The following is a 13757-nucleotide window of genomic DNA, read 5'->3' on the forward strand; positions in this document are numbered from 1 at the left end:
GGTGAATGCGAAGAGGTGCAATAGGAATTCGGAGAACGATCAGCTGTTTTCGACAAGCGAACGACGCAGTTCGGCGGCCAGGAAAAAGGACCCGCAGATCACGACAACCCCTGCGTTACCGGCGCGATGCCGTGCGACCTGCAACGCGTCGTGGGAGTTTTCGACAACTTCCCAGCTTTGGCCAGCGACCTGCGACGCGATCGTGGCCAATTCTTGCGGCGGATACCAGCGTGGGTTGGTCCGATAGCGGGTTAGTACGATCTGTTTCACATGACGCGATAAGATCGACAGCATCTCGTGAACGTCTTTGTCGTGACTGGTGCCAAATACGGCGACGACATTTTGCGGCTCAAACCGTTCGCCCAGCACATCGCCGAGGGCTTCGATGGAATCACGATTGTGGGCGGTATCCAAAATCACGGTCGGCTGACCGGGAAAGAACTCAATCCGTCCGGCCACGCTAACGCTGCCTAAGGCGCGTTGGCACGCCGGCGCAGGAAACTGTAGCGGTCGTGCGGCGGTTTGGTTCCAACAGTCGGCGATTGCCAGGGCGACCCCGGCATTGCGCACCTGATGGATCCCGGCCAATGCCAGCGGCCACGCGGTGCGTTGGGTCAGCGGCAACGCTGCGGTTTCGCTGGGCAGAAAATCAAAACGAGCCAACGAGTCGGCCGATTTGGGATCGCGTTGCACGCTGAAATCGCGATCGATCTCGACCAGCGGCGATTGCCGCGCTTCCGCAATCTGCCGAATCACGGCGGCCGCCTCGGGATTTCGGACTCCGCTGACGACGGGAATTCCCGGTTTGATGATTCCGGCTTTTTCGGCCGCGATCTGTTGGACGGTATCGCCCAGCAGATGTTGGTGATCCAGGCCGATACTGGTGATCGCGGTGACCGCTGGGGAACAGACGTTGGTACTGTCCAGACGACCGCCCAGGCCAACTTCTAAGACTGCGACTTCACAGCCCACGCGGCGGAAATGCTCGATTGCGATCGCCGTGGTCAGCTCAAAAAACGTTGCCTCCCCTTCCCCTTGGCGAAGGATCGTATCGGCGGCGGTGCGTACGCAATCGATCAACGCAATCATCTGCGACTGGGTGGCAGGTTCTCCATCCACGCGAAACCGCTCTTCCAACGCTTCCAGATGAGGCGAAGTGTACAGGCCACAGCGAAGCCCCGATTGGGTGGCCATCGCGGCAACCATCGACGCAGTGCTCCCTTTTCCCTTGGTTCCAGCGATATGGACGATCTTCAGGTTCGACTGCGGATTGCCCATCGCACTGAGCAGCGCGTGCATACGAACCAGCTTCATCGGATGCTGGGGCGAGGGCTTGCTGAGCCGTTCGTAATTGATCCGCCCATACAGATAGTCCAGCGACTGGCTGTACGACCAACCGTCGCGGCTGAGTGCTTGTTGGTCGTCGGGCATGTTTGTATCGTGCTGCGTCACTTGCGAAGGTTCCTGATTCCCGGAAGTTCGTTAATGATGAATGAACCGCCAGTCCGGTTTTCACGTACTGAACCCGTTCTCGGCGCGTAAATGCGGCCGGCGAACGCCCATTTTAGCTTTGTTTTACTTGATTTTCCCATACAGAATCTGAAAGACTCACGTGGATATCGACTCGACAGCCGTCGCCGATGGCACTGAGGATTCGAATGCAAAATCGGATTCCTCCAGCGTTGTTATTGAAACACGAAGCCTCAGCAAAGTCTATCGTGACTTCTGGGGACGCAAAAAGGTCCAGGCCCTCAAGCCCTTGGATATTGAGGTCAAGCAAGGCGAGATCTTTGGCCTGCTGGGGCCCAACGGTAGCGGCAAGTCGACGACGATCAAGCTGATCCTGGGGCTGTTGTTCCCGACCAGCGGACGCGTGCTGGTCTTTGATCAGGATGCCACCGAAACCAAAAAGAACGAACGGATCGGATATCTTCCCGAAGAGTCCTATCTTTACAAGTTCCTGAACGCGGAAGAGACACTCGATTTTTATGGTCGACTGTTCGATCTGTCGGCTGCCGAACGAGCCGCTCGCGTCGACGAACTGATCAAAATGGTCGGCTTGGACAAAGCCCGTCACCGTCAACTGCGCGAGTACTCCAAGGGTATGACCCGCCGCGTCGGTCTGGCTCAAGCGTTGGTCAACGATCCCGACCTGATCATGTTGGACGAACCGACAACCGGCCTGGATCCGATCGGTACACGTGAGATGAAGGATCTGATCCTGCGTCTTCGCGACGAAGGGAAGACCGTTTTATTGTGCAGCCATCAATTGGCCGATGTGCAAGATGTTTGCGATCGCGTCGCAATCCTTCATCAAGGGGAATTGAAAGAACTTGGACGCGTTGACGAACTGCTGAAGGTCAAGGATGTCACCGAAATCCACGCGCGCGGCCTGTCCGATGCAGCGAAGAAGGAGATCCAAGAGGTCATCCAACGCAACGGTGGCACGACCGACTACATCGACAATCCCACCGCCACGATGGAAGAGCTGTTCTTGCAAATCGTTCGCGAAAGCGACGAGCGTCCTGGAATGCGACGCGTCTCGGAGCGTGAGTTGCAGGAAGGAGACAAGTAATGACGCTGCAGCCGGAAGACTTCTGGTCATTTACCGAGTGGTTGTTGCGGCCGGGGGCTTTCTTGGAAAGCGCGTTGCTGCAAGGAATTGCCCTGATCGTAATGGCGATCGTCGCCGGCCTGGTGATCGGTTACCTGATCGCCGCGGCCCGCTACGGACCCAGCGAAGGATTTTACAGTGTCGCTCGGATCGTCCGCGATTTCGTTCGCGAAGACGCACCGGGCACCTCGCCCCGCCGAATCTACGCGCTCGCGCGGCTTGCTTTCAAGGAAGCGATCCGACGCAAGGTGTTGTTTGTCGTCGGTTTGTTTGTCGTGCTGCTGATGTTCGCCGGTTGGTACCTGGATCCCAAAAGCGACGATCCGGCTCGGCTCTACATCAGCTTCGTGTTGACATCGACGAACTACCTGTTGTTGATGCTGGCCTTGTTCATCAGCACCGCCAGCTTGCCCAACGACATCAAGAACAAAACGATCTACACCATCGTGACCAAGCCGGTACGAATGACCGAGGTGATTCTCGGACGCGTGTTTGGTTTTGTCGGCGTGGGAACGTTGATGATCGTGCCGATGGCGATCGCCAGTTATTTCTTTGTGACCGGCGACCTCGATCACGTTCACGAAATTGAAACGACGGCCGTGCTGTCGGATGATACGGTCGTAGGTCAAACGACCGACGAACGTGGCCATCGCCACTCGTTCACCCTCGATTCCGACGGTTTGGGGGCGACCGACACGCAACGCGGCCATCAACACGCGGTGATCCGTGATGGCGATACGATTCGCGTTGGCAGCGCCCAAGGAATGCTGCGTGCCCGTGTTCCTGTGTATGGAGAGATGGAGTTTTTCGATCGTTCGGGACGGCATGCCGACAAGGGCATCAACGTGGGCTACGAAGATCGCAAAGGTGGTTTTGGATCGGCGGGCCTATCGCGTTTGGTGAACACCGGCGGAACGCAAGCTCGTCGGATTGAGCACGGTTACGTCGAAGGCGCCTCGTTGAGTCGAGCCGAATACACGTTTAGCGACGTGACAGAAGACAAATATCCCGAAGGGATTCCGATCGAGTTCACGCTCCGTGCGTTCCGTTCGCTTAAAGGAGACATCATCACCGGCGTGCAAGGGACGTTGACGGTTCAGCACCCGACCAAGCCGATCGAAAGCAATCCGTTCCGATTTGAAGTCAAAGAATTCCAGGTTGATGATCAATTCATCCCGTTGGAAATGGAAGGGACGAATATTACCGAGACGGGAACGCTGAGCCTGTACAAGGATCTGGTCGATGAAAACGGCCAGGTCAAAATCGTTGTGCGTTGTATCGATCCAGGTCAATACCTTGGGATGACGCAAAGCGATCTGTACCTCAAGCCCGCCGAAAATTCGTTCGCTTGGAACCTGACCAAAGGCTTTATCAGCATCTGGTTGCAGATGGTTTTGATCATCAGCTTTGGCGTGATGTTCAGTACCTTCTTGAACGGATCGGTTGCGATGCTGGCCACCTTCATCTGTGTGGTGCTCGGGTTTTCCGCCGAGAGCATTTACGAAGCTCGTTTCTACCAGGTGGTCGGACGCAGCATGGGTGGCGGTCCCGTTGAATCGGTCGTGCGGCTGTTACGACAAGATGCCTTTACAACGGAATTGGATGTCGAATCGGCTCCCAAGATGATCATTCAAGGTGTCGACAGCGTGATCATGTACTGTTTGGACCTGATCGCTACGGCACTCCCGAACTTGCCAAAAATGATGCAGACAGCGGAGTTTGTGGCAAGTGGATTTGATGTGCTTGGCGGATTATTAGCCAGGCATGTCGCGACGACGTTGTGTTATCTCATTATGACATGCATTATTGCATACTTCTTCCTTAAAACACGGGAGATCGCAGCGTGAACCGCAATGCTGCTTGGCGTCGGAAAATGATCTATCTGGGCATCATCGTTGTGATGTTGCTGCCCCTGTACCTGTTGGGTCAACCTGCCACCGGCAGCACGACCGGTGGGGCGGGAGGCAGTTTGGCCCGCTTGCAAGACGAACTGAATCTTTCAGTTGCCGACTTGGGCGAGATCGATCCGGCTAGCGAATCGATGAAACTGGCAACACTCGGTATGCGTGGTGTTGCCGCAACCGTGTTATGGCAGAAGTCGCACGATTACCAACGCTACCAGGAATGGGATCGTTTAAGTGCAACCTTGAACCAAATCGCGTTGCTGCAACCGCACTTTGAAAAAGTGTGGGAGTACCAAGCGCACAACCTTTCGTACAACGTTTCGGTCGAATTCGACGATTACCGACAACGTTACAAGTGGGTCAAACAGGGAACCGATTTCTTGACGCGTGGTGTCAAGCTGAATCGTCGTGAGCCGCGTTTGGTTTGGTTTACCGGTTGGTTCTATGGTCAGAAGATCGGAATGTCCGATGAGAAGACTCAGTTCCGCGAGCTATTCCGAAATGACGAGGCCTTCCATGAGAAGATCTTGAATGACGGGATTGGGATCAATGGCCCCGATGCCCGCGGTCCCGATGGCAAGCCGGACAACTGGCTTGTCGGACGACTGTGGTTGTATCGCGGCTACGACTTGGTCGACAGCGGCGTTCCGTTGATCAACAAGAGTCCGTTGACCTTCTACGACATTGGTCCGAAGTGGCGGATTCGTTTCGCCGATGCGATCGAAGACGAAGGCACGTTGGATGAATCGGCCAAGTTCGCCTGGCAAGCGGCGAAGAAGGATTGGGATTCGTTTGGCCAACGCGATATTGAAACAACCGAAGGCTTTACCATTAAGCTCGGATCGGTGGAGACGTCGCGGCTGCGTGTTGCGGATATCGAACGTCAATTCGACGAACTGACGGGGAATCGCCGCGAAGAAATTCGCAAGCAGCGATTCGGTGAATTGAGCCAAGAGGTCCAGGACGCCTTCAATACTCCCGACGAGGAAAAGACCCCCGAGCAATACAGGATGGTCTTTGAAAACACCGCCAAATTGGCGGCGTCGATGAAAGAGGTGGCTTTGGAGTTGGAGAAGAGCAAGCAGCTGACCGGCCTGCGTTTGGCGGAAGAATACGCGACCGCCGACCGTTATGCGAAGAAGGTCGAAGCCTATCGTCGCCAGACCAACTATCCCTACTGGGAAGGCCGTTGCATCGCCGAACAAGACGACCGCACAATCGACGCCCGTCGGTTTGTTATGGAAGCAAACGAATTGCTGGACGAAGCCGAACTGGATCAAGCGATTGAGAAGTTCGATCTCGCCTGGGCCGCTTGGGCGAGCGTGTACGAAGATCATCCGCTGTTGGTGAGCGATGAAAGTGCGATGGATTTGATGACTTCGATTCGTCGCTACGCTCGGATGCTGGACGAAGAGGATTTGCCGGACGACTTCCCGTTGACCGTTTTTGTTGAATTGCAGAACGAGGACAACGAAGACGCTGACGAGTATTCCCGTCGCTACGCTGCTTGGAAGGAGAAGCGAGCTGCCGACAAAGCCGACAAGCCCAGCGAAGAAAAGCCTGCGGATCCAGCGAAGGAAGAACCTGCAGACAAGCCTGTGAAGTCTGATACCGGCAAGGCTGACGACGCGGACATGAAAGATGACGCTTCCGAGGACAAAAAGCCTGCAGACAAAAAGCCTGCAGACGAGAAGCCTGCAGACGAGAAGCCTGCAGACGAGAAGCCTGCAGACGAGAAGCCTGCAGACGAGAAGCCTGCAGACGAGAAGCCTGCAGACGAGAAGCCTGCAGACGAGAAGCCTGCAGACGAGAAGCCTGCAGATGAAAAGCCTGCGGACGAATAGCTTACCATCGGGTGGCGTGGCCAAGAGTTCGACGGGTTGATTGCCAACCACCGACTTCTTAAATCGCTACCGTACGGAAGACGTCAGCCCCACTGCGTTCCCCTGAGAATGCAGTGGGGTTTTTGCTTTGTGAAGCGTGGTACTGCACGAGGCAAGTATCCTATCGTACCGTTAGACAGAGCCGCGGATGCCAACGTTCCATTCGCTTCCAAGGCGAAACGCCACTGCCGCTATGCACGGTCCGCGGGTGAGTGGGAACGCAATCCGAGTTCCCTTCCGCAGAAACGGTGTCGCGTAATTCACGATTGTTGGCCACGCGCATCGGGCCGACATCGTTTGAACCTTCCAACCAGCGACGTTCGTTCTTCGCTCATGTGGGCTCGGCGACCGACGAGGTCGCGTCGCCCACAGTTTGAATGTGATGCCCGCGGCAACGCTGGAATTTCAATAGTCCTTGCCAAGGTAGCTTGCTTCGACGGAGGTGAGCCAGGATTCGAGTGCTTGTTGCATCTCTACAACCCGTGGATTCTTGGACTGCTTGGCATACAGATCGTCTTCCTCTTTCGGGTCGGTGGCGAGGTCGTACAGTTCCAATTTTGCCTTGCCATCGGTTTCGATGCGGTGCAGTTTCCAATCGCCATCGATCCAGGCGGAGTGGCCTTCGGCGTGAACGATCGGCTCGGTAGGTAGCGTCGCGACGTTGGCACTTGCGGGATCGGGAGGCAAGTCGCCGCCAGCCTGTTGAGCCGCAAACAGTTCGCCCATCCAGGCTGCCGACGGGGTGATGATGCCCTTGATCGCGTAGTTCCAGAATCCCATCGGCTTCACTCGCTCGGTAACCTTCTCTTCGATCAACGGCAGCAGGCTGATGCCGTCGACGACCGGTTGCCCCTCCATCTTCACGCCCGCCACATCTAACAGCGTCGGATAGATGTCGGTGGTGTTGCAACGAACCGATGTCGTTCGTGGACGCGGGATCTTCGTTGGCCATTCGAGAATCGCGGGGACCAACAATCCGCCGTCGTAGACCTTTCCTTTGAGTCCCCGATGTCCGCCGGACGATCCCACCCGGGGAAGCGCTCCGTTGTCGCTGCAGTACCAAAGGATGGTGTTCTCGCGCAGCCCACGCTCTCCCAACCCATCACGCAACTTGCCAAACGCGCGGTCCATTCCAGTGACTTCGCCCAGGAACTCTCGCATCCGTTTGCTCTGGTCTTTGTAGAGTGCACTGTCTTCCGGGGCGGCTTGGTGAGGTACGTGAGGTGATCCGAACCAAACGACAGCCAAAAACGGCTCCGGCTTCTCTCGCACGTCGTCGATCCATTGCATCGCGGCATCGACAGCGATCGCGGAGCTTTCGCCGACCGTCTTCACCGCCTTGCCGCGATGGGACATGATCGCATCGTTGTCGTAGAAGTTTGGTGCGCTGAACCATTCGTCGAATCCGTGGGCTGTCGGATTTGCAGGACTGCCACTGCGGACCGATCCAAGATGCCACTTTCCAAAATGCCCTGTCGTGTAACCCGCCTTTTTCAACGCTTCAGCGATCGTGATCTCTTGCGGCCGTAGAGGAAATCCCCATTGGAAAACACCGCTGCGGTTGGGATGCCGCCCGGTCAAGACGCTAGCTCGAGTAGGCGAGCAGACGGGAGCGGCCGCATAAAATCGATCGAATCGCAATCCAGTCGCCGCCGCGTCATCGAAGTTCGGCGTCTTAACGATCGGGTGTCCGTTGTAAGCCATGTCGCCCCAACCTTGATCGTCGGCCATCACGAGGATGATATTCGGCTTGGTGGAGCCGGAATCATCGGCTCCGGCAGCGGCCAGCCATGGTGTGAAGAACAAGCTCAGTAGCATCCATCGAATCGGTCGTCTTTGCATTAGGTAAGCCTTTGTAGATTGCAAACGAGGTGGGAAGGGAAGTCGATATCTTAATCGATCGAAAGACCGTCGTCGGGCTCCCGCGACAGGTTGCGATGCCAACCTTCGTCGACCAGCGGCGAACCTTGTTCGGAAAAAAGCTGCAAAAAGCGACGAAACTCCGCCACTTCGGTCGGGTTCAAACTGACGGACAACGCGGTGAATCCTCAGTCTGGAGAGATGGACGTGCACAACGGAAAGACACAAATCGGCCTGATCGTGATGGCGATCGCATTTTGGGGCTCGGCTGACGCCGCCGAGGTGACGCCGGATCAGGCCGATTTCTTTGAGACGAAGATTCGTCCGGTATTGGTCAAACAGTGCTACGGATGCCACTCCAACGAATCGGGGAACGCTCGCGGTGGCTTGCGACTGGATACCCGTGAACTCACCCACATCGGCGGCAGCAGTGGACCGGCGATCGTGCCGGGAGATCTCGATGGCAGTCTGCTGTTCAACGCCCTCACGCATCAAGATTTCGTGATGCCGCCGCGCAGCGAGATGCTGCCCGAATCGGTCATCGAAGATTTCCGCAAGTGGATCGAAATGGGAGCGCCCGATCCGCGAACCGGCGCGGTGACGGAGATCCGATCGTCGATCGATGCGGAACAGATCCAACAGGCGAAGGCGGAGTTCTGGGCTTATCAAAAGCCAGCCCGACGCCCCGCCCCGAACACCGACGGCGACTGGTCGCTGACCGATATCGACCGCTGGATTGAGGCGGAACTCACCGAGAACGAACTCGCCCCCGCATCGGACGCGTCGGCATACACCGTCGCGCGGCGGCTCTATTTCGATCTGATCGGACTCCCTCCCACCGCGGAACAAATCGCTGATTTCCAAAAAGCATGGGACCGCGATCCCACCGCGGCAATCGCCGCCGCAACCGATCAATTGCTACAGTCGCCGCAGTTTGGTGAGCGATGGGGGCGGCATTGGTTGGACGTCGCGAGGTACGCCGAATCGAGCGGCCGCGGCGTGAACATGACCTATCCCCAAGCCTGGCGTTATCGCGACTACGTCATCGATTCGTTCAACAACGACAAACCGTACGACCGCTTCGTCCAAGAACAGCTTGCCGGCGACCTGCTGCCCGTCTCCAGCGACCAGCAATGGGCCGAGAATCTGATCGCAACAAGCTTCTTGGCAATGGGCCCCAAAAATGTCAACCAACGCAACGGCACTCAGTTCGCCGCCGACCTGGTCGATGAGCAAATCGACGTCACCACCCGCGTCTTGATCGGCACATCGATCGCGTGTGCCCGTTGTCACGACCACAAATTCGATCCGATACCGCAGACCGACTACTACGCTCTGGTTGGCATCTTCGGCAACATGTCGACCTATTTTGGAGCTCCTGCGTCATCGATCGGGATCGCTCGCGGATTGCAAACGCAACAGACGAGCAACCTGTTGCGGCTGCCGATCGACGATCCCAACCCGTTTGAAAAGGACCTCTCGGCGACGGAACTCGAGACCATGCGAGAGCGACTCGCGTCGTTATCGACCGAATTACGGGAAACGCGAATGAACCAACGTCGCCCCGGCGCGACACAGGTTCCGATCTCCCGTATCGTGCGGATGACTGGAGAGATTGAATACCTGTCGGCCAAACTGGGAGGCTACGATCCCCAGGGACAACCGATCAGTTTTTGCATGGGCGTTCAAGCCAAAGAGCAGCCGAAAGAGGTCCGTTTGCTGGTCCGTGGCGAAATCGATCAGCCCGCACAGGTTGTGGCCCCAGGCTTTCCGCAAGTGCTCAGCGACGCACCGGCATCGATCGCCGAGGGCTCGACGGGGCGGTTGGAGTTCGCTCGCTGGATCACCGATCGTGACCATCCGTTGACGGCGCGCGTGATGGCGAACCGGATCTGGCAACATCTGTTGGGACAAGGAATCGTCGGGTCTCCCGAAAACTTTGGATCGACCGGTTCGCCGCCAACGCATCCGGAACTATTGGATCATTTGGCGTTAGAGTTTGTCGAAGCGGGATGGTCGGTCAAATCGCTGATCCGCCAGATCGTGACGTCGCGTGTCTATCGAATCGATTCGTCGTTCGACCGAACAAGCTTCGAAAAAGATCCCGAAAACAAACTGTTGTGGCGAGCGAACATGCGACGTTTGGATGCCGAAGCGATTCGCGATGCGATGCTGTTTGTCAGTGGCAAGATCGACCTCCAGCGCCCGCCTGCATCGCTGGTCGCCGAATCGGGATACATGCGCGTTCGCGATGGGAATCTCGTCAACCTCTTCGACTTGGCAGCCAATCCGTCACGAGGCGGCATGGGATCGGGGATGGCGATGGGTATGGCGGACGGATCGATGCGCGATCGCTTCCGCAGCCAACGACGCGGCAGGTTTGGTGGCAATCGCGAGAGAGGCGGGATGGCGCAAGCAACACTTCCGACGCCGGGGACCGATCGATTGGACATGGCGTCGGCCGAATATCGCAGCGTCTACCTGCCGGTCGTTCGCGACGAGGTGCCTCGCGCTTTGGCCGTCTTCGATTTTGCCGAACCATCGATGGTTGTCGGTCAACGCGAAACGTCCAGCACGCCCAACCAAGCGTTGTTCCTGATGAACAATCCGTTTGTGACCGCTCAAGCCGACGCGTTGGCCCGTCGCGTGGTCGAAGAAGCGTCCACGCCAGCGGCTCGTTTGTACCGGGCCTTTGAACTCTGCTTCGGCCGCTCGCCCAACGCGACCGAAGTCTCCGCAGTCCGTCAGTTCCTGGAGGACTTTGAAGATGTCCAAACGTTACGCGGCCGCGGGCTGGCGATGACCGCACTGTGCCAATCGTTGTTGGCGTCGGCAGATTTCCGTTACATCGATTGATCGATCGTATGACCCGTCCCCCGCTTCACTCGTTTCCGCTGAAAACCGTTCCCTCGTACTGAAGAGAATTCGACCGATGAGTTATTCCTTGACGCGACGCGAGCTGCTGCAGAGTGCCTCTTCGGGCTTCGGTTACCTCGCATTTGCTGGACTCAGTAGCGCCGCGGCGGCTGCCGACGCGGGCGTTTCCGCCGCGAACAATCCTTTGCTGCCGAAGCCTTCCCATTTTCCGGCGACCGCGAAACGTGTGATCTTCCTGTGCATGACCGGTGCGCCGTCGCATGTCGACACGTTCGACTACAAGCCTCAATTGGCCAAGGATCACGGCAAACAAGGACGCTACGGCGGCCAGTTGCTTAAGAGTCAGTGGGAGTTCCGTCAGCGCGGCGAGAGCGGACTGTGGATCTCCGATCTGTTTCCCGAAGTCGCCCGGCACGCCGACGACCTGTGCCTGATCCGATCGATGAACTGCGACCAACCGGTTCATCCGGGAGCCCAAATCCAGATGCACACCGGAACGGCTCAATTCGTCCGGCCGTCGTTGGGAGCGTGGACGCTGTACGGATTGGGAACCGAAAACGACAGCCTGCCCGGCTTCGTTTCGATCAGTCCTCCCGCCGGGTCGGCTAAATTGATCGGCAGCGCCTTCCTGCCGGCGATCTACGGCGGCACCGGGGTCGGCCGTGCGTCGCGAATTGGTGGCGCCGGTGGGCAACGCGGTTCGGCTGGCGACACGGTTCCCGATATCCGCAACACGCGACTTTCGACGAACCAGCAACGGACGCAGTTGGATTTGATCCAAGCCCTCAACCGGGACAAGCTGGATCGCGTCGATCATGCGCCGGGAATCGAAGGAGCGATCGAGTCGTTTGAGCTGGCATTCCGAATGCAAGACGCGATGCCCGACGCGATGGATTTAAGCGACGAGACGCCGGAGACGCTGGCGTTGTACGGAGCTGATCGTGGCGACACTGCCGCGTTTGGAAAGCAGTGCCTGATGGCGCGGCGGCTGGCCGAAGCGGGCGTGCGGTTTATTGAAGTGACCAAAGGGGGCTGGGATCATCACCAAAACCTGTCGAACGATCTGCCGCAGCGGTGCGGTGAGATCGATCAGCCGATCGCCGGCCTGCTGGCCGACCTTAAGCGACGGGATCTGTTGAAAGACACGCTGGTGATCTGGGGTGGCGAGTTCGGCCGGACACCGGCGGCTCAAAACGGCGACGGCCGCGATCATAACAACAAAGGTTACACGACCTGGATGGCCGGCGGCGGCGTGAAAGGGGGCTTCAGTTATGGCGAGACCGACGAACACGGCTACGCGGCGGTTACCGATCCGTGCCACATCCACGACTGGCACGCCACGATCCTGCACCTGTTGGGCCTCGATCACACGCGGCTGACCTACCGCTACGCCGGTCGCGACTTCCGCCTGACCGACGTCCATGGCAACGTGATGAAGAAGATTCTGGCCTAAACGCAATACCGTTCAACGAAGCGTAGTGGACGAGGCTACGAGTCCTTTTGCATGCATCAGACCAAACCGCTGGGACTCGTAACCTCGTCCACTACATCCCACCGCTAATTATTGCGACGGTCCGAGGCTCCGTCGTTGAACGGTATTGGGCCTAAACGATCGGCCAGGGGAGCTTAGTTCTTGCTGATCGTATTGCCGCTCCAACCCAGCTTTTCGCGGAGCGTTCGGTAGTCGTTCTGCCCCGGCACGGCAACCATTTGGAAACTGTAGGGGGATCGCTGCACGCGCACTCGGTCGCCCGGTTGGATCACGTCGACGACGCGGCCATCGACGACAAGGCTCGTCGAGTCGTTGGGGTTGGCGACCGACAGATCAAACGTCCGGTCGGCGGTATCGACAACCGATCGGTGCGTTAGCGTATGGGGGCTGATCGGCGAGATCACAAACGCTTGCAGATTCTTCCGCAAGATCGGCCCACCTGCCGAAAGGTTATGCGCGGTCGAACCGATCGGCGTGCTGATGATCAACCCGTCACAACTGTAGCTGGTCGCGTGGACGAGATCGACTGAAAGATCGATGCTGAGGATCCGATAGGGCGGACCGCCGAGAATCGCTGCTTCGTTTAATCCCAGTTGGACCGCGATCTCTTCGCCGTCGCGGATGATCGAAGCTCTCAACATTAGGTGATCGACCAGTTCGCAATCGCCGTTGGCAACCGTACCCCAGATATCGAGGAAGGCGTCGGGAGTGAGCGCCGCCAAGAAACCGAGGTGCCCGCAATTGACGCCCAAGATCGGCAATTGATTCTCGCCCATCTGCCGCGCCGTTTGCAGGATCGATCCGTCGCCTCCCAATACGATCACGAGATCGTGATTGGTGTTTTCAAAGTCATAGCTGAAGTCGAGATCGACCGCCGCGATCTCCGCTCGATCAGCGATCAACGACCGCAAGCGATTCAGTTCCGACGCGACGCTGGGACGATCCAGTGCCCCGACGACAACGACATCGGGGCGCGTTCGCCCGGCTCGCGGCCAGCGCGGTCGTTGTTTTTCGGACGATTCAGATTGCGACATGGAGAGCCTGGCACTGTTTGATTGTGTTTTCTGTCCGCGATCCGCAGCACGAAGCGTTATCATACGCCAGCGGCGGCCGGGCTGCATGGTTTT

At 57.7% G+C, this 13757-nt stretch carries 9 protein-coding genes; 5 read left to right on the forward strand and 4 right to left on the reverse strand.

Annotated features, from left to right (window positions below; all coding sequences use genetic code 11):
- Positions 1-39: 39 nt before the first annotated feature.
- Complete coding sequence (locus Poly24_RS13865) at positions 40-1452, reverse strand: bifunctional folylpolyglutamate synthase/dihydrofolate synthase (protein WP_145096212.1); 1413 nt, start codon at positions 1450-1452, stop codon at positions 40-42.
- Positions 1453-1612: 160 nt separating this feature from the next.
- On the opposite strand from Poly24_RS13865, the gene Poly24_RS13870 reads away from it, so the two are divergent.
- From Poly24_RS13870 to Poly24_RS13880, 3 genes are read left to right on the forward strand one after another with little or no spacing between them, the layout of a single operon-like run.
- On the forward strand, positions 1613-2575 hold the full coding sequence (locus Poly24_RS13870) for an ABC transporter ATP-binding protein (protein WP_145096215.1): 963 nt from the start codon (positions 1613-1615) through the stop codon (positions 2573-2575).
- Entirely contained in the window at positions 2575-4461 is a 1887-nt protein-coding gene (locus Poly24_RS13875; RefSeq protein WP_145096218.1) for an ABC transporter permease, read from the forward strand. The genes Poly24_RS13870 and Poly24_RS13875 overlap by 1 nt, the downstream gene beginning before the upstream one ends.
- Positions 4458-6362, forward strand: coding sequence for an IRE (iron responsive element) (locus Poly24_RS13880; protein ID WP_145096221.1), 1905 nt, complete (start codon positions 4458-4460; stop codon positions 6360-6362). Before Poly24_RS13875 ends, Poly24_RS13880 begins: the two co-directional genes overlap by 4 nt.
- A gap of 444 nt (positions 6363-6806) precedes the next feature.
- Here Poly24_RS13880 and Poly24_RS13885 read toward each other — a convergent pair whose 3' ends face one another.
- Positions 6807-8243, reverse strand: coding sequence for a sulfatase-like hydrolase/transferase (locus tag Poly24_RS13885; RefSeq protein WP_145096224.1), 1437 nt, complete (start codon positions 8241-8243; stop codon positions 6807-6809).
- 50 nt (positions 8244-8293) lie between these two features.
- Positions 8294-8437 (reverse strand): hypothetical protein, encoded by a 144-nt coding sequence (locus Poly24_RS27075; RefSeq protein WP_197451898.1) that lies wholly within the window; start codon positions 8435-8437, stop codon positions 8294-8296.
- 4 nt (positions 8438-8441) lie between these two features.
- Between Poly24_RS27075 and Poly24_RS13890 the strand changes: the two genes are divergently transcribed.
- Together Poly24_RS13890 and Poly24_RS13895 are read left to right on the forward strand one after the other, a co-directional pair.
- Complete coding sequence (locus Poly24_RS13890) at positions 8442-11117, forward strand: PSD1 and planctomycete cytochrome C domain-containing protein (RefSeq protein ID WP_231753133.1); 2676 nt, start codon at positions 8442-8444, stop codon at positions 11115-11117.
- Between the two features lie 76 nt (positions 11118-11193).
- Positions 11194-12591, forward strand: a complete 1398-nt coding sequence (locus Poly24_RS13895; protein ID WP_145096227.1) for a DUF1501 domain-containing protein — start codon at positions 11194-11196, stop codon at positions 12589-12591.
- A 173-nt stretch (positions 12592-12764) separates the two neighbouring features.
- Here Poly24_RS13895 and Poly24_RS13900 read toward each other — a convergent pair whose 3' ends face one another.
- The gene (locus Poly24_RS13900) at positions 12765-13664 is read right to left on the reverse strand and encodes an NAD(+)/NADH kinase (RefSeq protein WP_145096230.1); all 900 of its coding nucleotides are present in this window, start codon (positions 13662-13664) and stop codon (positions 12765-12767) included.
- Positions 13665-13757: the final 93 nt, after the last annotated feature.

It is taken from the genome of Rosistilla carotiformis (assembly GCF_007753095.1).
Taxonomy (GTDB): Bacteria; Planctomycetota; Planctomycetia; order Pirellulales; family Pirellulaceae; genus Rosistilla; species Rosistilla carotiformis.